Source organism: Candidatus Desulforudis audaxviator MP104C (assembly GCF_000018425.1).
Lineage (GTDB): Bacteria > Bacillota > Desulfotomaculia > Desulfotomaculales > Desulforudaceae > Desulforudis > Desulforudis audaxviator.
Map to the genome: position 1 here is coordinate 785,085 of NC_010424.1, position 21,264 is coordinate 806,348.

Consider the following 21,264-nt stretch of genomic DNA (forward strand, 5'->3'; position numbering starts at 1 on the left):
CCTACAGCACGGCGAGGATCTGCGGTTCCTTGACGTTCAGGGGCTTGCGGTAAACTCCGTCTTGCGCATCACTCTTTTCCAGCCCGGCGATTCCCGCCGCCACCTCACTGAAACACACCTCGACGCGCTCGCCGCCGGGTTCGGCCCCGCATCCGGCACTCAAAAGAAGACCCAGGACACAGACCAAAACCGCCAACGGCTTCCAGGGAGAGTATTTCACCACCACTATCGACCTCCAGGGAAAGTACTTCGCCATTGTCATCAAACTCCTATCTCCACTGGTTGATAACCTGCCAAGCGAGCCAGCCGAAAAAGGCCGCATAGGGCGCGAGCAGCGCCAAGGCCAGCCGCGGCCTTTGCCGGGACATCGCCAACGCTGCAAGGACCAGGAAGAGGGGCAGAAAGACGGCAACGTTGCGGAAACGGGGTGTAGCCAGCAAGTAGAGGGCAAACGGTACTGTCAGCAGCGCGCCTAGAAGCAACCATAAGGGCCGACGTCTGGCAATCCCGTAGACGGAGGCGGCCACGGCGATCACAATGGCCGGCCAGAATAGATACCCAATCAGATAGTTCGGGAAGAGTATGTCCGCGATGATTTCCGCAGCCGCCCTTGGCGGTCCCGGCGGCTTTCTAAGGTCAAGGGTATGGACTGTACCTTCGGGGCTTTGCACTTCCAAGACGTGCTCGTTCAACCACCGGTATTGACGGCTCCTGGCATAGTCTTCTTCGGTAGTGCCGAAGGACCCACCCCTAGATTGCGCATCAATTACGTTAAACTCATCCCCGTCGCTGAAAGCCAGCATCCCGCCGTCAGGACTCACCGCCACGGGCCCCAACAGCGCCGGAGTGTCAAAACCGGTCTGCCACAGCACCTTCCTATCGCCGGTATCCAGTTCGATCCGGTACAGGGTGTTCTGCACGGCACCGTGATAGCCAGGATCATCCGTGACCACCGCCGGCACCATCCGTTCCAAGAAGACCGTGCGCCCGAAACCGGCTTTGTAGGCTTCCACAGACAGCAGCCCGGGGTCGGGGGTGAAAAGCGGATAGTGGTGGCGCTGTTCCAGCTCGAACACGCGGACCTGCGGCTCCACAGACCAGTCAAGATCGTACGGCCGGTCGCCAGCCTGATACAGGAGGGTCCGGCCATCCCAGTAAAGGAAGTGTTGGAAAAGCGGCACGTCCGCGGCGAGCAGCCTGGGAATTTGGTCTCTCAGGTCAACCAGATAGAAATTGCCGCGGTAACAGTAGACGAGCCGTCCGCCGTCGCCGGCCCAGAGGAGGTGGAAGCCGGGAATCCAACCCACCAGGTCTTCCTGGGAGTATTCACGGTATGCTTCATTGTCTTTGACGAGCACGGTGGCAGTTCCAGTATCCGCGTCGACCAGAACCAGGTTCAGCCCGGAATCCACCGGTGTCTGGTCGGCAAGCGCAATGTGACGGCCGTCCGGCGACCAAAATCCGGCCAGTTCCCCGCAGGCCAGCTCAGGCCTGGTCCACTCGGACCACGACCCGGCGACCAGGTCCACGCCGAAGACGCGGCGCTGGTTGGAGACAACAGTCTGACCGTCAAAGAACTCAAGGACTACCAAGACTCTTCTCCCGTCGGTGCTGGGTAACTCAAAACCACCCCGTGCCGCCTCGCCGAGGATAAGCCGGTATTCATCACCCCGGCGCAGGGCGAGCTTTCCGTCTTCCCGGTTCAGCTCCCACCGGGGTCCGGATGACGGAGCACGGTAAGAAATCCCCTCGCCATCCCGTGCCACGGCACAGCCGCCGGCCAGGATTGCCAGGCAGATAATGGCAACCAGCATCCTGAGGAGTCTAGGCACGCGTATTCCACCACCTGCCAGGAGCAAGACCGACTCCACACACGATATAGAACCAATCAAACGGTGTAACCAAAAGAGAAGTGACCGGTGTTCCTCCGAAAGCCACCCAGGCAATATTCCCGCGGCCCTAATACTCCGGGACCAGCTCCCGGTTCTTTCGTCTATACACGCTCAGGACAAGTCCCAGGGCCGTCATGTTGACCACAAACAGGGAGCCGCCGTAGCTGATAAAGGGCAGGCTTACTCCACTGATCGGCGCCAGTCAAGTGTCAAGGGGTCGGGCAAAAAAGACAGGCTTCTATATGACTGGACTCTCTCCCAAAGCCAACGGTTTTCAAAGATTGATCTTAAATGCCGCCGCAACGGAAGACCCCAATGGGGTTTTTGTGGTATTCAACCAACTGCAGAACCTCGCGCCTTTCCTTGCCGTCTTCGGTCCAAGTCACGACTACCTCCCCCTGCCGCAGGCATTCTTCGAGTCGGGAAATGCCCACCTGGTAAAGCCCTTGCCAACTTCTACCCCAAGAGGAAAACGGCGCGATACTTTCTTTGCCGCTGTTCAGGTGCAGCGGCTCGGGGAAAGCGCATCCCAGATGGGCTTCCTCCCGAATCTCTTCGCGAAGCGGGTCCTTCACCCGTGGGTAGGCAGTCAGTCTAAGATCGTAAATGTCATCAATACCATATACGGGTGCGTGTTTGACTGTAATGCAGAAGGTCACCCGCCAGTGGTCGCTTTCGAAAACGGCCCGCACCCGCCCTTCGTCTTTGAGACATCCCGAAAGAAACGGCACCAGCGCCAGGATGCCCATAACAACCGCAACGGCTTTCATCTTTGAAAGTGCCGTGTTCATTTTAACCCTCCCTATCCAACCGGCACGGCCGGCACCCGGACTAATCCACCACTCCGATCACGGCAGCCAGTACACCTCGCTGGCGTTCAGCCAGCGGCTCCAAGAGGCCGGGATCCTGGGGTCAATGGGTTCGGTCGGGGACGCGCTTGATAACGCCATTGCCGAAAGCTTTTTTGCCACGTTTACAGACCGAGTTGCTAAACCAAAGATACTGGCCGACCCGTCAAATGCTGCGCTCGGCGATCTTTGAATACGAGGTTTTCTATAACCGCCACCGTCTACACTCTCGGCACTCGGATACTTGAGCCCGGCGGAGTTCGAAAGGAGGTGGCATTTGCAGCAACAGGTTGCAGCAGCTTGAAACCAAGCGGTAAAACTGTCCACAAAACCGGGGCAACTCCACTTTAAGGCCTGGTGGGAAACATCAAAAGATTCACGCTGACACGATGTAGCTCTCTGCCTGGCACCAAACGCCTGTTTCCTACAGAAAATTTGGTGTTATAATCTGCCCAGGGGGTCGAGCTTATGGAGCTGACGCCGCGGGAATCCCAGATTCTGGACTGCATACTGAAGCACCTCGAGGACAAAGGCTACCCTCCGTCCGTCCGGGAAATCGGCAAAGCCACAGGGCTTAGGTCCCCGGCCACCGTGCTCTCCTACCTGCGCCGCCTGGAAGACAGGGGTTTCCTGCGCCGGGACCAGACAGCTTCGCGCGCGGTGAGCGTGGGCCCGCGGCTCAGGGCGGTGGCCGTGCCTCTCCTGGGCAGGATAGCCGCCGGTCAGCCGCACCCCGCGGTCGAGTACCGCGAGGATGTGCTCCTCCTGCCGGCCGAACTCACTGGGAGCGGGGAATGCTTCGCCCTCCGCGTCCGGGGCGAGAGCATGGTGGAGGCGGGCATACTGGACGGCGACCTGGTTGTCGTCCGCAGGCAGCCCACGGCGGAGAACGGCGACATCGTGGCCGCGCTCGTCGCGGGGGAGGCAACAGTCAAGCGTTTCTACCGGGAGGACGGGCGCATCCGCCTTCAGCCGGAAAACAGAACTATGCGGCCGATTTTCACCGACGAGGCCGCCATTCTCGGCAAGGTCGTTGCCCTGATCCGGAAGTGCTCTTGACACGAACACCTGTTCGGGTTATCCTGAGACCAAACACCTGTTCGGTCAGGAGGGCTTCCCGTGGAGAGGGCGATTCTTTTAGCGGACGTGGACGCCTTCTACGCCAGCGTCCACCAGGCGCTGGACCCCGGCCTGAAAGGCAGGCCGGTCGTCGTGGCCGGCGACCCCGCAGCGCGCCGCGGCGTCGTCCTGGCGGCCAGCTACGAGGCCAAGGGCAGGGGCGTGAAGACGGGCATGCCGGTGCGCGAGGCGCGGCGGCTGTGCCCTGACGGGGTCTTCCTCAAACCGCAGCACCACCTCTACCTGCACTTTTCCACCCGCATCCTGGGCATCATGCGCGACTTCACCCCGCTGGTAGAGCCGTTCTCCATCGACGAGGCCTTCCTCGACGTCACCGGGTGCCGAAACCTCTTCGGCCCCCCGGAAGAAATCGCCCTGGCCCTCAAAAGGCGCATCCGCCGCGAGGTGGGCGTAACCTGCAGTGTCGGGATAGGACCGAACAAGCTCCTGGCCAAGATGGCCGCGGGGCTCCGAAAGCCGGACGGCCTCACGGTCCTGCGGCACGAGGACGTGCCCGCGCGGCTCTGGCCCCTGCCGGTGAGGGAACTCTTCGGCGTCGGCCCCCGGTACGAGGAGCACCTGCGAAGGCTTGGCATCCGCACCATCGGCGACCTGGCCAGCTTCCCGGTGAGGGTTCTCAAGATGCGCTTCGGGGTTTACGGCGAGCTCCTCTGGCGGTGCGCCAACGGCGTGGACGAGAGCCCCGTCGACCCCCGTTCGCTCGACAGGTGCAAGAGCGCCGGCCACCAGATAACCCTGCCCAGGGACTACCGCCGTCACGGGGAGATAAGGGTGGTCATCCTGGAGCTGGCCGACCAGGTGGCCGCGCGGGTCAGGGCCGGCGGTTACGCGGGCAGGACGGTGGTCCTCTCCCTGAAGGACGCCGGCTTCAGGTACCTGTCGCGCCTGAAGACCCTTCCGGCGCCCACCGACCTGGCGGCGGACATCTACCGGGCGGCGGCAAGTCTTCTGGAGCGGCACTGGCCGGAAGGGTGGCCGGTGCGCATGGTGGGGGTGGCCCTGGCCGGGCTCGTCGCCAGGCCGCCGGTGCAGGCGACCCTCTTCGGGGAGAGGGAGAGGCTGGAGGCGGCCGAGCGGGCCTGCGACCACATCCGGGAGAGGTTCGGGGCGCGGGCGGTCTTCCGGGCGTCCTCCCTCACGGGGGCCGGGGTGTTGTATGCGCGGTAACTCCCTTTGGGAAAGCCACCGGATCGTTCTCCCGGAACTGTGCGAGAGGGCGGCGAAACGCTGTGCGGACTGCCGCTTCTTTGTCAGGATCCAGGGAAGGGAAGAGGCGCGGTGGGGCTGCGTGGCCGGCCTGCCCGGCTACGGCGCCCCCGGGAAGCTGATCCCGGAAAGCCTGCCCGCGGCGGAGGTCATCAGGGTTGCGGGCAAAGACGGCCTCCTCCGGGCGGTCTCCCGCGGCGACCCGAACGCTCAGGCGTGCGGGCTTTTCCTCCCCAGGTGCAGGAAGCTTGTTCCTTCCGTCCCGGAGTATAGGTAGCACGGAAGGTGTGGTTTTTGTTCCCGTTGCAGGGTTTTAAGCGGGGGTGCGCAAAAAGGTGTACAAAAACGATGCTAGGAGTGTCTCCTATGGAGTGCCGGAAGGACAAAAACCTTGCCCGCTGTACCTGCACCTACGAGCCGTGCGAGAAAAAAGGCCTCTGCTGCGAGTGCGTGGTCTACCACAGAAGCCGCGGCGAGCTTCCCGGCTGCTTCTTCCCGCCGGAGGCCGAGCGCACCTACGACCGCTCGGTGGGCGCCTTCATCCGCGCCTGTCAGAAGCGGTGACTTAAGGCAACTCTAAAAACCTGCCCGGTCTGCGGGTTCCTCTTAACCCGCAGTGGCGCGTACTGCTCCGACAGGTGCCGGAAGAAAGCCCTGCGCCGGGAGCACAGGGAGGAATGCCTGTGCGTCGCTTGCGGCGCTCCCTCGCCTGGCGGAACGCGCTGCCCTGCGTGCGCTGTGAAGCACGCCGCCAGGGTGCGAAAGCGCAAGGCAAAACTGCAGGAAGAGGGGTGCTGCCGTGACTGCGGGTACGGTAGTAGTACCGGAGGCCGTGTACCGCGAAGTAGCGAACGATTTACCCGGGGGCAAGGAGGTCGTCGATGCGGTCAAGTCGGGTTGGCTCCAGGTCAAGGGTGTTAAAACACCGGAGACTGTTCACCTGCTCTAGGTGCAAGGTCTGAAGGGGAGGGGTGAGTGCGAGTGCATCGTCCTCGCGAAGGAAATCGGTGCAAAGGCGATTCCCCTCGATGACAAGAGAGCGCGAAAAACGGCGCAGGCAACCGGTATTGAGGCAGTGGGTACTTTAGCCCTACTGGTGTACGCTACAAAAGAAGAGCTTTTGACAAAAAAGGATGCCGGTGCCGCTGTCAAATCGCTGATGGAAACGGGATTTCGGATTTCCAAATATCAGGGTTACTTTCCGTTTTACCCAGGCCAGTCGGCCTGGGCTATTCTAGTCTAGTATCTCGAAATGGTTTGGTAGAGGTCATAGGGTCGAATCCCGGGGTGAAAACCCCGGGGCTTTTATAAGATAGCCGCGGGAAGACCCGTCTTCTTCAGGGGGCGGGATGAAAGCGGCCCTTACGATAGGGAGTGAATTGCCGTGGGTTGGGCAAAGAAAAAAGGCAAGAAGCAGGAAAACCGGCTGTACCTGACCAGGGTAGCGCCGCTTCCGCTGGATAAATGGCTGCCCGTCTTCGAGATACCCATGCTTGCTGGGACGAAGCTGTGGAACTCCTGCGTGTGGGAGAGCCGGGAAGCCTGCAAAAACGGCACAAAGTACCCGACTGAAAGCGAGATGAAGGAAAAGTTCAAGGGCTACGAGTCCTGGAAACGGCTCCACTCCCAGAGTTCCCAGTCTGTGGTGGAAGAGTATTTCGAGGCGGTGCGCTCCTACGTCAAACATAAAGACAACGGACGCGACGAGATGCGCCCGCCCGGATTCAAGCCCAAAGCTACCTTGCGCACTATAACCTGGAAGCGGCAGGGCTTCGAGTGCCGGGAAGGCCTTTTGACCCTGAAGCTCTCCCGCAAGCTGGACGACATCGGAGTGTCACTTCCCGAGGGCTTTGACACCCTGGAATTGCCCGACGGCACAGTTTTGAAGGGGACGCCTGTCGAGGTCAAGGTGAAAGCGGTTTACCGCAAGGGGAAAGTGGTTGGTTTAGAGATGCACGTCACCTGGGACTTCGGCGTGGTGCCGATGGTGCTGGCCGGCAAGGTGTCGGCCTACGATTTAAACGCCGCCCTGGTCGCCAGGGGTTCCACCGAAGGCAGCCAGCAGTTACTCGTCTGCCGGGAACTGCTCTCTTTAATTCAGTACCGGAACAAAGTAATCGCTGAGTTCCAGCAGAAAATGTCGCGCTTGAAGGAGGGTTCCCGGAAATGGAAAGCATTACTTGCGGCCAAACGCGACAGGCTCAAAAAGCTTGGCCGCCGGATTAAGCAGTTGACCAACGCCTTGACCAAACTGATGGCCGAGCTGGATCGGGCGGAGGATATAGCATTTTCCGTGCTGGGCGATTTAACTGATATCAGGCGGAAAGCTCGTACAGGCGACAAAAATAAGAAAGCCAGCCAGAAGATTAACCAGTTACCTTACGCTCAAATCGAGCGGCAGCATAGCTACAAGTCTCTGCTCAGGCAGGTATATCCAGACAAAGCGAGCGAGAGGTACAGCTCTCAGACGTGCAGTCATTGCGGGGCGAGGAACAAGTCTTACCGGGTCCACCGGGGCCTTTGGCGCTGCGAGAAGTGCCGTGTGACGATGCATGCCGATTTAAACGGTGTTAACGGCGTCATGAAGAATTACCTGTTCGGGCGTTGTGGTATGGAGCAGCCTTTCCTGCTTAAGCCGCTGGAAGTGTACCGGTGGGACAAAAGGTTTAACCGTTTTGTGAAAGTATCTCTAAGGGCTGTGGCGTAGTGCCGGGCACCTGGAGTAGTTGTGGCGTTAGTGACCGCCCCCTTTGGGAGCCGAAAGGCGTCTGTACCAGAGTTACCCGCATGTATCTATCCAATTCGTAACACGGGAAAAACATCCGATTCGCAATACCCAATGCGCCAGGTAAACCGATGATCCCGGGAGTACGGGTAAGGTTTGTAGAAGCCTTACCCCTTCAGGGGTAGGGAGTAGTCACCGCGGACGAATACTAACATCCAAATCCGCATCCAGAGCATTCGCTATCTTTTTGAGAAAGGCGATGGACGGGTTCGCCCGGCCGCTTTCGAGGCGGGCGATGACGGATTGAGTGGTGCCGATACGTGCGGCCAGGGCGGCCTGGGTAACGCCCATTTTGACGCGCCGCTCAATAATCGCCCTCAAGAGGCGGTATTCGGGCTCCAAAGCGTAGTACTCGTTTTTGAAGTCTGGGTTTTTCAACAATTCGGCTTTAAGGTCGCGCCACTTCACCGGGGATTCCTCCTCTGCAGATAGTCTTTCATCCGGGACACCGCAATGTTCAACTCTTTTCGCGGCAGTTTATGGGTCTTTTTAGCGAACCCGTGCACCAGAACCAATGAATTTCCGTCGCTGAAGAAAAGCAACCGGTAAGCCTGGCCGCCGAAGGGGACGCGAAGTTCCCGCAGGCCGCCGGTATCTGGCAAGGGCCTGATGTGAGGCATCCCAAGGCCGGGACCGTACTCTTCCAGTAAATCAAGCGCACGGGCGGTCTTGGCTTGACTCTTCGCGTCCAGCGCAGCGATAAAATCGGCTACCGGGCAGGCTCCGCTTGGCGTCTCGTAGAGGACGATCTCCCACATTCAGTTCATCCTTTATAGCTTATATGCTATATTATGGCGCAAAACCAATCTGGCGTCAATTAAAACCTTACCCGGGCGGGCGGAGCGGTTCCACGTCCCGCACCACCGTCCCGCGCGGGCACTGCGGGCACCACGACGCACGACGTTCGTATGCTCAGCAAAGAAGTTGAACAGCAGTTCGGCGCCCGACCGGGAAAACGGGACGAAACCTACTTCATCAACAATGATCAGGTGATACTTGGACCACTGTTTCAGGTAGCGGCCCAGACGGTGCTCCTGCTGAGCGGCCAGGAGCTCGTCGACCAGCTGCATCGCGATGGTGAATCGCGTGCGGTAGCCGCGCTGACATAGGGCCACCGCGATAGCGGTGCACAAGTGGCTTTTCCCCTTATGTAAAGCTTTACATAACGGCAAGACACTACCAGGTGTTATAATGTTTCCGAGGTGATTGATGATGTCAGCAGACCATCTGGCCCAGGAAATCGAAAAGCTGTCCCCGAATGAATTGCACCGGTTGTACCGGGTTATAGTTGCCAAACTGGCGATACCGCTCCAGGAACCGGAGTCGTTTTACGATGACTGGGGCGATCCGGAAGTTGATAAGACCTATGCTAAAACCTGGCAATTCGGGGTGATCGAGCATGAAAGCCAGAAGAACTGCTTGCCAACCATCAAAACAGGTGCTGACTGGACCTGAGGCCCGCCTAGAAAAACAGATCGTGGCCTTTAAGTCTGACATGCTCTGGTGTCTGTTTGTTTCTTCGGTTGCCCAGGTAATGGTGTTCGTCGGAATGTTTGCAGTGATTTTCCAGCGGGTCTGAGCTAAAGACAAGGGGGAGTTTGGGATGTCCATCAAAAAGAACTGCCTGAAAGCCCTTGTCGACCGGCTGTCCGATCGGCAGGTAGACGAACTGTGGGAAATCGTGACGTCCATGGTCTGGCCTGAGGAAGAAATAACCCCCGAAGAAGCCCGGGAACTGGACGAAGCGATCAAGGAACTGGACGCCGGCAAGAGGATCCGGGCCGAAGACGTTTGGCGCGAACTGGGCATTTAAAGCAAGCTGCTGCAGGAAAATACTCTGGTAAAGGGGTTTGTGTTAAGACAAGCGCGGATAGGTCTATTGGCGACCGGAAGTGCTGAAAAAGCTCAATTCTTGGTTACCTGGGGTGGTTACGAAGTAGCCCAATATCGGATTGGGCTATTTTTCGTTTTGCGGGGCCAACCAGGTTGGATCATCCCTGCCTGGATGTAAGTGACCAGAGATGCCCCGGTTTTTTTGCAGGACTTTTGACACAGGAGGGGAGCAAATTGGCGAAAGGTGTGTGTTGTTCCTACACAACGTAGGCAGTAATACCTAACCAAAAGTAGGCATCAGGTGCAAACTTGACGAACTGTGTTCCCGAATCGCCGGGTGAAACTCCCGTACGCGCGGAAGGTTGGCCGCGTGGAAAGGCTAATACTCCGACGTGCTGCGAGGAAACGGTCAAGGGGCGATCTTTTATGCCAAGACTGGTGCCATCCGTAGCGGAAAAAGAGAGAAGGGATGCGGCGTGAGGGGCCGGATTCAAACCCGGCCCTCCCCGGCCGCAGAAAACCGCTGGAAAAGCGGGTTTTTTTTCAAGGTACAATAGTGCCGGGAGGGGATAATCAATGATGCCCATTTTGACTGCTTTTACAGAAGCGGCAATGCGCGAGGCTAAATACAAAATTCTTGAGGACGGCACGTTTTACGGGGAGATACCGCCCTGCCCCGGCGTATGGGCCAATGAAGAGACCCTGGAGAAGTGCCGCGAAGTGCTGCAGGAGGTTCTTGAAGAGTGGCTTATCCTGAAGCTCCGTGACCGCGACCCGCTTCCCAGGTTCGGCGAAATCGACCTTAACGCAGTGGTGGCCGACGCATGAAGCCGGTGAGCAGGCGCGAGTTAATCCGGCGTCTGCGGTCTTTCGGCTTTGAGGGCCCCTTTTCAGGCGGGCATCATTCCTTTATGAAGCGCGGAAAGCTGAAACTGCGGATTCCCAACCCTCACGGAAAAGATATCGGCGTTCCGCTGCTCAGGAGAGATATTAAGGCAGGCAGGCATTTCTGAAAATGACTGGGAAAAACAGGGTGGTTAAACACTGGTAGATTACCAGACACTTTTACGGCAATTTACCGGCAATAGCAAAGAGAGGCCGGAGGCTAACGGAAGCTTCCGGCCTTTTTCGTTTTCCAGGAGAAATTTGTGGAAAGCTTGACCACGTGAGCGTAACGCAAATCCGCATGTACCTGCGCTGCCCGGTGCAGTATTACTTCCGCTACGTTTTGGGCTTAGTGGAACGCGGCGTTCTGCTTACGGTGCGCTGTGGAACGTTTCAAGAGGGGAGGCTGAAATGAGGAGTGCCCGGAGTGGTGCGGGCGGACGTGAGAGAGGGCCGGGAGAGATCCCGGCCCCCGGTAAAACAACCAAAGAGGAGGGAGGCGATCTTTTGCAAGACCCCAAAGACTTGGATCTAAAGCCATACGGCCGGTTGCTTGAGGGCCACCCCGGCATCTCGGCGTCCAGAATGGCCGATATATTGGGCGTTACTGTCGCCACGGTGAGGAAGGTGGGTGAGTGTAAGGTTTAAGTAGGAGATGTGAGGTCGGAAATAGAAGTGAGACCTCAAAACGGCTTCCCCTGAGGGGAAGCCCTCCCCGCCAAAGGAGTGAGGTCTCATGTTCAAGATTCGCTTTCTGCTTGAGGTAGTCCTGTTTCTGGCCAAGGGAATTTTTGAGGTGTTCAGGTCGGTGCGCGATGTGGATGAGTTGGAAGAGCGGGTGCAGCGGTTGGTTCAACAGGCAGGCGGCAAAATGCTGGAGGAGGCGCTGGCACACATTGACCTTGAGTTAAGCGGCAAGCGGGATCCAGCCCTCAAGAACGTGGGACAGCGGTCGCGGACCCTGGTCACCAGCTTCGGTGAGATTACGGTTAAGCGCCGACTGTACCGTAACCAGAAGACCGGCGCGTACCGGTTCCTTCTGGACGAAGCCTTGGGAATCCCTGAACGCCAACGGGTGACACCGCGGATGACCCGTATGATCCTGGAGCTAGGCACGGAGATGCCCTTCAGGCGCGCGGCCCGGGTTATGGGTTTTCTAGTACCGGGGATTCACTGGATGACCGTCTGGTCTAAGGTTCAGGATGCTGGAGAAAAGGCCGCCCGGGATGCTGAGGCACTACGCGAGGCCGTCTTTGAAGACGGTGTGGTTCCTGAAGGCGGCAAGGAGGTTCGGGAGTTATCCATTGAAGCCGATGGTGTAGTAATACCCTTGCAGCGGTCGCCCAAGGCGTTTGGTGAGATCAAGCTGTTTATCGGCTACGAGGGCAGGGAACAAAAGACCCGGAAACTGGTGAACCGTTACACGGTGGCCACCGCCAGGGGCAGCCGGGTGGCTTGGGAAGACACCGGGGCGGCCTTCGGCCACAAGTGGGACCTTAGCAGGGTAGAGCGGATCCGCATTGGTGGGGACGGCGCCGAGTGGATCAAACAAGGCCTGGAGATGTTCCCCGGGGCGACTTACCACCTTGACCCCTTCCACCTGCGCCGGCGTTTAACCGAGGCTTTAAGTTACAGCAGCAACGTCTATGAAACTGTCACCGAAGGGTTAGCCGAGCTAAACCAAGATGCGGTAGTTTCCGCCTTGGACCAGGCGATTCGGGTCAACCGGGGTGCACGCCGTAACGGGATCATGCGGCTTAAGGAGTATCTCCTGGCTAACTGGCAAGGTATCGCCGCCTTGCCGGAGGGAGACCGTTTAGGTGCGATCGAGGGCCAGGTCCGTCACACCATCGCCAGGCGAACAAAGCGGATTGGGGCGCGTTGGAGCCCGGCCGGTGCGGAACGGATGGGACGCCTGTTAGCGGTACGGGCTAATGATGAGCTGGACAGATACGCGGTACACTCGGAACCCCGGTTCGACCTACTGAAAAAGGCTGTCGGAGCCGAGGCAATCCAACTGCCCAAACGCTTCGGCAAAGATCCCGAGGCCTGGCTTCAAGCCAACGTGCCCGCCCTTGAAGGACCGCACGCCGGAAAACACTGGGTCAAGCACATAGTAAGAGAGATTAGTTCACCGAGGTGGTCTACGGTCTAATTCAAATTAAATCGGCTGGGAGATCGCCTACTAAGTCTTGACACGGACCTTTTCAATTTCTCTTTTTGTCAACCGGTCCATGTTGAGGTATGCTTTCAGTATGGAGAACAGCCTCTCAATGGAACTGCGGTTGCTGTAAAGTTCTTTCCAGGTCCGGCTGCCCACGGTGCGGGCTGCAAAACAGCCTGGGGTTTTCCTTAATGGAGATTCTTTTTGGGGCAACGGGTGGTGGATAGCGTGAACTCAGGACGGCGAACGGAAAAGACAGAGTGGGGACTGGGCTTTCTCGAGAGGATCGTCGACTCCCTCCCGGATGGCGTCCTTGCCGTCGACCGCGAAGGCAGGGCGATCGTGTGGAACCGGGCCGCGGAAGAAATGACGGGAGTCAGGAAGGAAGAAGTGCTGGGCAGGGGCGAATACGCCTATGCCGTCCCGTTTTACGGGGAACCCAGGCCCATCCTCGTAAACATCCTGCTGGGCAACGGTAGGGAGTGGGAGCGGAAGTACGAGAAAATCGAGCGGAAGGGCCAGGTTCTTGTCGGCGAAGGTTTTGCCCCTTACGCTTACGGCGGCAGAGGCCTTCATTTCTGGACCATTGCGGCGCCAATCTATGATGAAGCGGGAAACTTGCTCGGGGCGGTCCAGTGCATCCGCGACATCGGCGAGCGCAAGCAGATGGAGGATAAACTGAGGCACTGGAGCACCCATGACGCTCTCACCGGGCTTTACAACCGCGCCTTCTTCGAGGAGGAACTGCGGCGGCTGGAGAAAGGTCGCTCCTTTCCTGTAAGTCTCATCCTCTGCGACATCGACGACCTGAAGGTGGTTAACGACACCTTGGGCCACGCGCGGGGCGACGAGCTCTTACGCCGCGCCGCCAGGGTGATCGCCAGCTGCGTCCGGGGGTCCGACCTGGTGGCCCGGGTCGGCGGAGATGAATTTGCCGCGGTGCTGCCGCAAACGGACCGGGCGGCGGCGGAGGAAGTGGCGCGGCGCATAACCCAGGCCGCGGCGGAGGATAATGCGGGGCGCCCCGAGTTCCCCCTGAGCATTTCGGTGGGCACGGCCACGGCCGAAGATCCGGGGCGTCCGCTGGTCGAGGCATACAAAGAGGCCGACGACGCCATGTACAGGGACAAGCTGGCCCGGGGGGCGGAGCCGCGAGAGGCCTGGAAGAAAGCGGACGAAATGGCCTTTCTCTACGACTTCTCCCGAACGGTACAAGAAACCCTCGAGGTAAGCGAGGTGGCGCAGCGGGCCCTGGAGGCGGTGCTGAAGGTGACCGGCGCCACCAGCGGGTCCGTGGTGATGCTGAGCGAGGAGATGCCGGGGGCCCTGGCTGCCGAGACGGCGGCGACCCTGGAGCCCGGCGACGAGTTCCGGGTCGTGCCGGCCGGCGAAGTCGTTGCCGCCGTCGAGCGGGAAACGCGCGCCGTGCACTTCGACAGCCGCCCCGGAGCCGGTACGGCCGCAGAAAGGCGGCCGGCGGTAGCCGTGCCCCTCATGGTAGAGGGCAAGGTGACGGGCGTGCTGACCATCGCGGGCCGGCCGGAAGGCGCGCCCTTCAGCGAGGAGGAGGCCGCTTTCTTGACCACCCTGGGCACCGGCCTGGGGCTGACGCTGCAAAACGCCCGCCTTTATCGTCAACTCCAGGCGAGGGCGGCCATGCTGGAACGCCTGATCGAGCTGGGACAGGCGCTGGCCGGCCACCTCGAGGAGAGCAAGGTGCTCGAAGCAGCTCTGGCTGGTGTAGGGGAGGTCCTTGGCGCGCAGTGGTATGCGCTGTGCCTGCTTGATGAGGAGACGGGCGAACTGGTGCTCAAGGCCAGCTCGGGCATGAGCGCGGAGCTGCAGGGAAGAGCGGCCCGTGTCCGGCCGGAGGGCAGCCTGCTGGGCGAAGTGCTCCGGAGAGGGGAGCCGGTGGCGGTGGACGATACGGCCGCCGCCGGGCCCGGCATGCAGCTGCCCTATTACGCGCCCGAGATGCGGGCGGTGGCTGTGGCGCCGGTAAGAGCGGGGGGCAAGATTCTGGGCACCCTGAAGGTGTACTCTCCAGTACCGCGACGCTGGTCAGAAGAAGAAGTTGGGTATCTGGCCACCGTGGCGGGCCAGGTGGGCTTGGCGCTGGAAAATGCCCGCCTGTACGCGTCCCTGCGCCAGTACTACCTGAGCACCCTGCAGGCGCTGGCAGCGGCCCTGGAGGCCAAGGACAAGTATACGCGGGGGCACTCCGTGCGGGTGGCCCGGCTGGGGCAGGCGTGCGCCCGGGCCCTGGGCTTAAGCGATGAGGAGCGGGAGCAGCTCTACCTAGCCGCGCTCCTGCACGACATAGGCAAAATCGGCATACCCGAGAGCATTCTTTTAAAGCCCGGACCCCTTGAGCCGGCGGAGTGGGAGGAGGTTAGGAGCCACCCTGTGGTGGGAGAAAGGATCGTGGAGCCGGCCGGGTTTCATCCGCAGGTGGTTGCTGCCATACGGCACCACCACGAGGACTGGAGTGGGGGTGGCTACCCGGACGGCCTGGCCGGGGAGGAGATACCCCTCCTGGCGCGCATTATCAGCGCGGCTGACGCTTACGACGCCATGACCTCCGACAGGCCTTACCGCCGCGCACGCACGGCCGAAGAAGCAATCGAGGAGCTGCGCCGGGGAGCAGGGCGGCAGTTCGACCCGCGTGTGGTGGACGCGTTTCTGCGGATACCCGCTGCAGAAATGGAAGAAATTGGGGGGGGGGGGGGTGCCTTGATCACCCTTCTCACCGAAGTTTTGTGCAGTTGGCAGTTTAAGGAAATGAACCCGGTGGTGAACCCGGGCCATATCCACGCCGGAGAAAGCAGATGGAGGTCGGAAGCATGAACAACTTCGGCGAGAAAGTCGCCTTCATCTGGTCGGTGGCAGATCTCCTTCGAGGCCCATACCGGCCGAACCAGTACAAGGACGTCTTACTGCCCATGACCGTCCTCCGGCGTAACACAAGTCCCGAATAAATAGCGGAATGGGGGTATCCATTTTACTCAAGTTGCGCCGGAACCGCGTGAACAGGGCGCCACTTCTAGCCACCCAAGGCCGTATCGGGGCTGTTCCGTCCCCACTCAAGGGCCGAGAATCCGCAGGAAGTCTCTGCCGTGCTCCCTAACCTGAGTAAAGTGGATACCTCCATATGGCAAAATCTGATTATAGCTTTGGAGGGTTGATTCTCTTGAAGACACAACGCAAAATTTCCAGAACAATGAGCACGCAGCACCCCGACAACGTGACGGTACCTTTCTTTGCCAACAGTCAGGACATGTCCGGTGAGGATGAAATTCAAGAAGCGTATTACGTGATTTCCCACCTGCAGTGTCAGGAGCAAATGTGGGACTGCGAAGGGAAAGAGGTAGATAATTTTGTTGTCAGGAAGCTCCTGACCCAGTACGAGCATTTTTTTGCTCATAACCGTCTGGGGCGGGACGTTTTCCTGACCCTCCGGGTTCCCAACCCCACGGTGGAGCACACGGAAGGCAAGGTTCTAATTGAAACCCTACAGTCCATTCCCCGTTCGTTTGATGCGGCGCGATTGGTGTACGGAGAGGAAATACCCCCTATCTTTGAGGTCATTTTGCCCATGACCACCTCGCACAAGTGCCTGAACCGGGTTTACTACTTCTACAAGGACTTTGTTGCCGGACGCCAGACCCTGCCCTTTTACCCCGGAGACATCTCAATCGCCGAGTGGGTCGGCGATTTTAAGCCCGAGGAGATCAACGTCATTCCTCTTTTTGAAGACCGGCACCACATGCTGGAAGCTGCTGCTATCCTGCGGCGATACCTGGAAAACAAGCCGTTTACCTACCAGCGCGTTTTTCTCGCCCGCTCCGATCCCGCCCTGAACTACGGCATGATCAGCGCCGTCTTGTTGAACAAGGTGGCCCTGCAACGGCTGGCCGCTCTCGAAAAGGAAACCGGCGTCGAAATATATCCCATTCTCGGCGTAGGTTCGGCTCCTTTCCGGGGCAACCTAAAGCCGCACACGGTGGAGAGGGTGCTGGCCGAATACCCGGACGTGCAAACATTCACCATCCAGTCGGCGTTTAAGTACGACTACCCGGTAACCACGGTTTTGGAGGGTATAAGGAAGATTAACGCGGCGTCCCGCGGGCAAGCCGGGGAAGTCGACGCAGAGCGGTGCATCCGCATTATCGATAGCGTGTCCCGCGCGTATGCCAGCAAGGTACGCGTCCTGGCACCGGTGGTCAACTACGTGGCCTCAGCCATTCCACCGCGGCGAAAGCGCAAACTGCACATCGGGTTGTTCGGGTATGCGCGGAAAACCAGCGGCGTGAGCCTACCGCGCGCTATCGGCTTCTGCGCCGCCTGTTACTCGATCGGTCTACCGCCGGAATTGCTGGGGTACGCGGGCCTGGACAAGGAGGATGCCCGCTACCTGCAAACCGTATACCACCAGTTAGATCAGGACCTTGAAGATGCTTTGCCCTTCTTTAATGAGGATGTTTTCAAGCTTGTGCCGGAATTGAGGCATCTTCTGCGAACGGAACTGTTTCCTTTCCGGGCAGATGAAGAACACCGCAAGATTACCTCGCGAATCATTAAGGCCGTGCGGGAAGATCGGCGCGAAGGTCTGACACACCTTATACTGGAAGCTGGGTACCTGCGCGGTTTCCTGGGTTAAGCGAGCAATTTGCGCTGCAAACATTTTTGCCCCTGGCCGGGTAACGCCCACGCCCGGCATGGGTATTTCCCCAGGTCGCGAAACAGGGTGAGGAACATACTGAACGCCCTTGCCTGTAGGGTCGTCGATTTCGCAAAGGATCCTGATGTCGCCCACCTTGCCGTCTTTCCCTCTAACGCCTTCCACTTTTAGACGCTCGTATGCGTCCTGAGGAGTGCTGATGTACTCCGCAACCACATCGCGATCTCCTCCCGCGCCCTCTCATGGGCGGCCGGCGAAAGTTCCCTTTCGTGTTCCCTGAACCACTGTAGCTTTCCCTTCAGCACCGGGACCTCCTCAGGAGATTGGTAATCGAGTGTATACCGCAGGTGAATGTCGTAAACGGCTATAACTTTCGCACCCTCGGTGTATTCGTCAACGGACCTGTTGCCAAACTCCCGAAAAATCACGGATAAAGAGAGGATTTTGAGCTCAGCATGTAGAATTAATCCATGAAAACCAGTACATGGTGTGATAACAATGATGGGATATAAACAGCCACAAGGCAAGCTGTTCTACCAGTTTAGCCTGGATGAGCGCGTCCCGCTCAACCACTTCTTGAGAAAGGTTGTTAAAACCGTCGATTTCAGCTTTATTTACAGTCTTACACGCCCCTTCTATAGTCACACAGGTACCCTTTCAGTAGATCCGGTCGTGGTTTTCAAGATGGCACTCCTATCTCAATGTTTTGGAGCCATACTTTAAAAAGCTCACTCACTTAAACAACTTCCCCAGCACCCTGCCCACGGCCTTCTCCGCGGCCCTGCGGGCCACCCTCTTTGCTACCTGGAGCAAAATCCAAAACCCCAGTAAAATCAACTTCTCTGCGGCCCTACGGGTCACGTTATAAAGACCGCTTCTTACCCGCCGGCTTACGCCGCTTTTCTTTCCGGCCATCGGCTGTCCCCTCCTTGTCTATCAGCAGAAAACTTTTAGCCGCGCCTTGTTCAGGGGGCAAGGAAAGCCCTCCAGTCTTTTACTCCCACGCCAGCTTCTCCACGGCTCTCTCCAAATCCTGCACTCCCGGCCGAGTGTACCTGGCCGTGGTGTTCAGGTTGGCATGTCCGGCCAGCACGGCCACCCGGTCCAGGCTTTCCCCCGCGTCCACCAGCATCTTGCAGAAGGTGTGCCGGAGCTTGTGCGGGGTGACCTCCACGCCGGCCAGCCGCCCCAGCTTTGCGAACATCTTCTCCGCCGCCCACCGGGTCAGGGGCGCTTCCCCCCGTCCGGGAAAAAGCCACGGGCCGCCGGGGTGGGCGGCAAGCCAGTCCTGGAGCGCCTTCCTCGCCGTGACGTTCAGCGGCACCTCCCGGTACTTCTCGCCCTTGCCGCGGCGAACAATGACATGCCCCGAACGCTCCCGGATCACCGCGTCCTGCGTCTTCAGGCCCACCGCTTCGGATACCCGCAGGCCGGTGTGTAGAAGGAGCGTCACCAACGCCTGGTCGCGCTTGCTCCCGTGCTTCTGGACCGCCCGCACCAGAGCCCCCACCTCCCGGCGGGTCAGCCACCGGGGCGCGCCCCTCTCCTCCTGCGCCCGCCGCACGCCGTCCGTCGGGTCGGCCTGGACCAGGCCCGCGTCCTTCGCCCAGGCGAAGAACGACGACAGGGCGTCCAGGGCGTTGTTGACCGTGGCCGGCTTGCGGTCTTTCAAAAGGTGCCGCCGGTAGTCGGCCACGTCCAGGGACGTCACTGCCGCAACGTCCGCTTCTCCGTGGGTCCCTTCTACCCAGGCCAGAAAGCGGCGCACGTGGCCCAGGTAGACGCCAGCCGTCGCGGGGGCAAGCCCCCGGCCCAGGAGATGGTTCTGGAAGTCGTTCAGCGTGCCGGCATGCATTTGCCGCCTGCCTCCTTTTCCTTTTGTGGAATTGAAACCGGCCTTTACGGGGTGTCCTTTGCCGCCCTTTTGTGCTTATTTTACCGCATTTATTCCACAAAAGCAACATTTTGAAGAAAATGGCCCGGGGTTTTTAGGGGCGTTAACTGGCAGACCGGATACCGGCGACTGCCTGCGGTATGAGCCCGTGAAGAAGAGCAACCCCGCATACCCGTCCAATTCTGGGGTGTGTCGGACACAACCAGGAGGAGGATGAGGTTGCGAATGGCCGCCCATCCCATTGTAACCGTCAAGCGGCGGCGCGGCATCAAGGCATTGAAGGAAGGCAGGCCGAAAACGAAGATCGCGGCGAGGGAGCAGATCCCCGGAGGACGGTTCGGCGCTGGCAAGCCCGGTACAAGGAGCACGGCGACGACAGGCTCCTGGATCGGGTCCCGAACGCGGCAAAAAGTGCGGTCTTGGTCGCAAAAGACACGCTCTTCAATGACCCGGGGAATTTCGTTCCGGCCTGCGACACCTGTTCGTCGGAGATACTGCGGATGTTTTTCCCGACAGGTGTTTCGGAACGGAAAAGGGCAGAGCGGCCGGGCGTTTCAGGAAACCCCGGAACCCCGCAGTCCTTCGCTCGGAACGAACTCCGGGGCCTGCCTCGGAGCTTATCCCATACCGCGGGATGTCAAAGTATCGGAACACGCCGCAGAACGTTTCCTGGAAAGATTTCTGGAACTCAGGGAATTCACGGCCACTCAACTGGCGTGAAGGACGCCAAACGGACAGGGCGTGTCGTCCGGCAAAGTGGATGCCTATATTCAAGGGCACAAGGCGGGCGAGATTGATTTTAGCAATTTGGACTTGACCGTCGACATTGGCTGGGGAAAACCCGGCCATCCAGCTCCCGCTCCTGCGGTTGCTACTGTCTCTGCGCCAGGTGCTCGCCTGAGCTTCCCGGCTTGCAGGCTGCGGGGCAAGGGGTGATAGAGTGCAACGGTTCGCGGCGGCCCGCAAGTCTTTGTCGGCACTGCTCGGTTTCGTGTTCACGGGCCTGCCCCGTGAACACGACCGCCGCAGGGGGTTTGCGGTAAGGCGGGAAAAAGATCAGAGTTTCTTGGACTGCCGGCACTTTCCGCAGTTGCTCTCTGGTATCTGGAACGCTGCGATGAAGGCGGCAATGGTTTTTGCCGGGACGCTCGTCCGTTTGGCCAGAAGCACTACGAGGGGATCAGAGGCCAAAACCTGGTAGTACGCCGGGGGGAGGGGAGCAGTGGGCTGGGCGGCTCCCACTAACTCGTCCAGCGAGACGCCGAAGGTCTCGCTGAGTTTTATCAGGGTGTCGAGACTCGGCTGCTTCACCCCGCGCTCCCAGTTGGCAACGGTCGAACGTTCCACTCCGAGCATTCCCGCCACGTCGTTCTGCCGAAGGCCCATCCTGTGCCGCAACCGCTTCAAGGTCTCGCCGAAACGATTCATGCAGTCGCCCCCATAAGGTTTCTATTAGAAACCTTATCTTGTTTTGGATATCTTGACAAGTTTCTATTAGAACACATACAATGTTTCCAAGTGGCACGTTGAGAGTGTAGCAAGCTTGGATCTGGACAAGGGGCAATGGAGATGACACAAATACGCGTCTCACTGCGAAGTGTGCGATTGCGTGCCGGCCTAACCCAGGCTGAACTTGCCCGCCGGGTGGGCATCAGTCGCACCGCGTACACCAACATCGAAAAAGGGCACAAACACCCGTCACTGGTCACCGCACTCCGCATTGCGCGCGTCTTGAACGAACACGTAGAAGACCTTTTCGCCGACGAGTTTCCTGACGGCCAACTCGTGAAAGTGGGCACAGGGGTACGGAGTTCGGTGTAAACCGGACGCCGCGTCCCGGTACTACCCGGGATAAATATTGCCAGTTTTTCCGGAGGTTATACCTTGCGTGCGGTGGCTGGACAGGCCGCCCGCGGAGGTGTGAGTTCGGGGAGAG

The 21,264-nt window shown here is 59.4% G+C and carries 28 protein-coding genes and 2 pseudogenes; 19 read left to right on the forward strand and 11 right to left on the reverse strand.

The genetic code is table 11. The features are described 5' to 3' along the window. Position 1: 1 nt before the first annotated feature. From DAUD_RS03800 to DAUD_RS12385, 4 genes are all read right to left on the reverse strand, one after another. Positions 2–256 carry a hypothetical protein gene (locus tag DAUD_RS03800; protein WP_041570802.1) on the reverse strand — a complete coding sequence of 85 codons (255 nt, stop codon included), beginning with the start codon at positions 254–256 and terminating at the stop codon, positions 2–4. Between the two features lie 13 nt (positions 257–269). After that, on the reverse strand, positions 270–1,832 hold the full coding sequence (locus tag DAUD_RS03805) for a TolB family protein (protein WP_166485100.1): 1,563 nt from the start codon (positions 1,830–1,832) through the stop codon (positions 270–272). 127 nt (positions 1,833–1,959) lie between these two features. Next, positions 1,960–2,094: an FtsW/RodA/SpoVE family cell cycle protein gene (locus tag DAUD_RS12770; RefSeq protein WP_083756696.1), complete on the reverse strand. Its 135-nt coding sequence runs from the start codon at positions 2,092–2,094 to the stop codon at positions 1,960–1,962. Between the two features lie 85 nt (positions 2,095–2,179). Further along, entirely contained in the window at positions 2,180–2,683 is a 504-nt protein-coding gene (locus tag DAUD_RS12385; RefSeq protein ID WP_012301866.1) for a hypothetical protein, read from the reverse strand. 25 nt (positions 2,684–2,708) lie between these two features. Between DAUD_RS12385 and DAUD_RS12390 the strand changes: the two are divergent. The 7 genes and pseudogenes from DAUD_RS12390 to DAUD_RS03840 form a co-directional block, all read left to right on the forward strand. Then, positions 2,709–3,044: pseudogene (locus DAUD_RS12390) on the forward strand (transposase); the annotation flags it as partial. Between the two features lie 164 nt (positions 3,045–3,208). Further along, positions 3,209–3,799, forward strand: a complete 591-nt coding sequence (lexA, locus tag DAUD_RS03815) for a transcriptional repressor LexA (protein ID WP_012301867.1) — start codon at positions 3,209–3,211, stop codon at positions 3,797–3,799. 60 nt (positions 3,800–3,859) lie between these two features. Next, positions 3,860–5,047, forward strand: coding sequence for a DNA polymerase IV (gene dinB / locus DAUD_RS03820; protein ID WP_012301868.1), 1,188 nt, complete (start codon positions 3,860–3,862; stop codon positions 5,045–5,047). Then, positions 5,037–5,363 (forward strand): hypothetical protein, encoded by a 327-nt coding sequence (locus DAUD_RS03825; protein ID WP_012301869.1) that lies wholly within the window; start codon positions 5,037–5,039, stop codon positions 5,361–5,363. The genes dinB and DAUD_RS03825 overlap by 11 nt, the downstream gene beginning before the upstream one ends. Before the next feature lie 89 nt (positions 5,364–5,452). After that, positions 5,453–5,650, forward strand: coding sequence for a DUF6485 family protein (locus tag DAUD_RS03830; protein WP_041570804.1), 198 nt, complete (start codon positions 5,453–5,455; stop codon positions 5,648–5,650). Positions 5,651–5,885: 235 nt separating this feature from the next. Then, positions 5,886–6,329 (forward strand): annotated as a pseudogene (locus DAUD_RS13220) (PIN domain-containing protein). 141 nt (positions 6,330–6,470) lie between these two features. Continuing rightward, positions 6,471–7,793 carry an RNA-guided endonuclease InsQ/TnpB family protein gene (locus DAUD_RS03840; RefSeq protein ID WP_012301871.1) on the forward strand — a complete coding sequence of 441 codons (1,323 nt, stop codon included), beginning with the start codon at positions 6,471–6,473 and terminating at the stop codon, positions 7,791–7,793. 210 nt (positions 7,794–8,003) lie between these two features. On the opposite strand, the gene DAUD_RS03845 is transcribed toward DAUD_RS03840, so the two are convergent. The 3 genes from DAUD_RS03845 to DAUD_RS11510 are packed head-to-tail and all read right to left on the reverse strand — an operon-like array spanning position 8,004 to position 9,166. Then, positions 8,004–8,279 carry a helix-turn-helix domain-containing protein gene (locus DAUD_RS03845; RefSeq protein WP_012301872.1) on the reverse strand — a complete coding sequence of 92 codons (276 nt, stop codon included), beginning with the start codon at positions 8,277–8,279 and terminating at the stop codon, positions 8,004–8,006. Beyond that, entirely contained in the window at positions 8,276–8,629 is a 354-nt protein-coding gene (locus tag DAUD_RS03850; protein ID WP_012301873.1) for a type II toxin-antitoxin system RelE/ParE family toxin, read from the reverse strand. The genes DAUD_RS03845 and DAUD_RS03850 overlap by 4 nt, the downstream gene beginning before the upstream one ends. Before the next feature lie 12 nt (positions 8,630–8,641). Then, positions 8,642–9,166, reverse strand: coding sequence for an ATP-binding protein (locus DAUD_RS11510; RefSeq protein WP_464227582.1), 525 nt, complete (start codon positions 9,164–9,166; stop codon positions 8,642–8,644). Between DAUD_RS11510 and DAUD_RS03860 the strand changes: the two genes are divergently transcribed. From DAUD_RS03860 to DAUD_RS03880, 7 genes are all read left to right on the forward strand, one after another. Beyond that, positions 9,081–9,326, forward strand: coding sequence for a hypothetical protein (locus DAUD_RS03860; RefSeq protein ID WP_166485103.1), 246 nt, complete (start codon positions 9,081–9,083; stop codon positions 9,324–9,326). The genes DAUD_RS11510 and DAUD_RS03860 overlap by 86 nt on opposite strands. Next, positions 9,271–9,450: a hypothetical protein gene (locus DAUD_RS13225; protein ID WP_464227584.1), complete on the forward strand. Its 180-nt coding sequence runs from the start codon at positions 9,271–9,273 to the stop codon at positions 9,448–9,450. The genes DAUD_RS03860 and DAUD_RS13225 overlap by 56 nt, the downstream gene beginning before the upstream one ends. 24 nt (positions 9,451–9,474) lie before the next feature. After that, on the forward strand, positions 9,475–9,684 hold the full coding sequence (locus DAUD_RS03865; RefSeq protein ID WP_012301875.1) for a hypothetical protein: 210 nt from the start codon (positions 9,475–9,477) through the stop codon (positions 9,682–9,684). Positions 9,685–10,280: 596 nt separating this feature from the next. Then, the gene (locus DAUD_RS03870) at positions 10,281–10,532 is read left to right on the forward strand and encodes a type II toxin-antitoxin system HicB family antitoxin (RefSeq protein WP_012301876.1); all 252 of its coding nucleotides are present in this window, start codon (positions 10,281–10,283) and stop codon (positions 10,530–10,532) included. After that, a complete protein-coding gene (locus tag DAUD_RS13105) occupies positions 10,529–10,717 on the forward strand; it encodes a type II toxin-antitoxin system HicA family toxin (protein ID WP_012301877.1) in 189 nt (62 codons plus the stop codon). The genes DAUD_RS03870 and DAUD_RS13105 overlap by 4 nt, the downstream gene beginning before the upstream one ends. A gap of 152 nt (positions 10,718–10,869) precedes the next feature. Next, positions 10,870–11,004, forward strand: a complete 135-nt coding sequence (locus DAUD_RS12400; RefSeq protein WP_166485104.1) for a PD-(D/E)XK nuclease family protein — start codon at positions 10,870–10,872, stop codon at positions 11,002–11,004. A 321-nt stretch (positions 11,005–11,325) separates the two neighbouring features. After that, entirely contained in the window at positions 11,326–12,744 is a 1,419-nt protein-coding gene (locus DAUD_RS03880; RefSeq protein WP_012301878.1) for an ISLre2-like element ISCde3 family transposase, read from the forward strand. A gap of 30 nt (positions 12,745–12,774) precedes the next feature. On the opposite strand, the gene DAUD_RS11990 is transcribed toward DAUD_RS03880, so the two are convergent. Then, positions 12,775–12,909: a transposase gene (locus DAUD_RS11990; RefSeq protein ID WP_242647886.1), complete on the reverse strand. Its 135-nt coding sequence runs from the start codon at positions 12,907–12,909 to the stop codon at positions 12,775–12,777. 72 nt (positions 12,910–12,981) lie between these two features. Here DAUD_RS11990 and DAUD_RS11995 point away from each other — a divergent pair, with 72 nt between their 5' ends. The 4 genes from DAUD_RS11995 to DAUD_RS13230 all read left to right on the forward strand — a co-directional run bounded on the left by DAUD_RS11995 (position 12,982) and on the right by DAUD_RS13230 (position 18,157). Next, complete coding sequence (locus DAUD_RS11995) at positions 12,982–15,600, forward strand: diguanylate cyclase domain-containing protein (RefSeq protein WP_242647887.1); 2,619 nt, start codon at positions 12,982–12,984, stop codon at positions 15,598–15,600. Continuing rightward, the gene (locus DAUD_RS12775) at positions 15,597–15,731 is read left to right on the forward strand and encodes a type I restriction-modification system subunit M N-terminal domain-containing protein (RefSeq protein WP_012301880.1); all 135 of its coding nucleotides are present in this window, start codon (positions 15,597–15,599) and stop codon (positions 15,729–15,731) included. The genes DAUD_RS11995 and DAUD_RS12775 overlap by 4 nt, the downstream gene beginning before the upstream one ends. Before the next feature lie 212 nt (positions 15,732–15,943). Then, positions 15,944–17,413 carry a phosphoenolpyruvate carboxylase gene (gene ppcA, locus DAUD_RS03895; RefSeq protein WP_012301881.1) on the forward strand — a complete coding sequence of 490 codons (1,470 nt, stop codon included), beginning with the start codon at positions 15,944–15,946 and terminating at the stop codon, positions 17,411–17,413. Positions 17,414–17,935: 522 nt separating this feature from the next. Continuing rightward, complete coding sequence (locus DAUD_RS13230; protein ID WP_464227600.1) at positions 17,936–18,157, forward strand: transposase; 222 nt, start codon at positions 17,936–17,938, stop codon at positions 18,155–18,157. Positions 18,158–18,166: 9 nt separating this feature from the next. On the opposite strand, the gene DAUD_RS03905 is transcribed toward DAUD_RS13230, so the two are convergent. The 3 genes from DAUD_RS03905 to DAUD_RS11515 form a co-directional block, all read right to left on the reverse strand. Beyond that, on the reverse strand, positions 18,167–18,349 hold the full coding sequence (locus DAUD_RS03905) for a hypothetical protein (protein WP_041570806.1): 183 nt from the start codon (positions 18,347–18,349) through the stop codon (positions 18,167–18,169). 79 nt (positions 18,350–18,428) lie between these two features. Next, the gene (locus DAUD_RS03910) at positions 18,429–19,289 is read right to left on the reverse strand and encodes a tyrosine-type recombinase/integrase (protein ID WP_012301883.1); all 861 of its coding nucleotides are present in this window, start codon (positions 19,287–19,289) and stop codon (positions 18,429–18,431) included. A gap of 1,095 nt (positions 19,290–20,384) precedes the next feature. Further along, complete coding sequence (locus tag DAUD_RS11515; protein WP_012301884.1) at positions 20,385–20,756, reverse strand: helix-turn-helix domain-containing protein; 372 nt, start codon at positions 20,754–20,756, stop codon at positions 20,385–20,387. A gap of 141 nt (positions 20,757–20,897) precedes the next feature. On the opposite strand from DAUD_RS11515, the gene DAUD_RS03925 reads away from it, so the two are divergent. Further along, entirely contained in the window at positions 20,898–21,149 is a 252-nt protein-coding gene (locus tag DAUD_RS03925; RefSeq protein WP_012301885.1) for a helix-turn-helix transcriptional regulator, read from the forward strand. Positions 21,150–21,264: the final 115 nt, after the last annotated feature.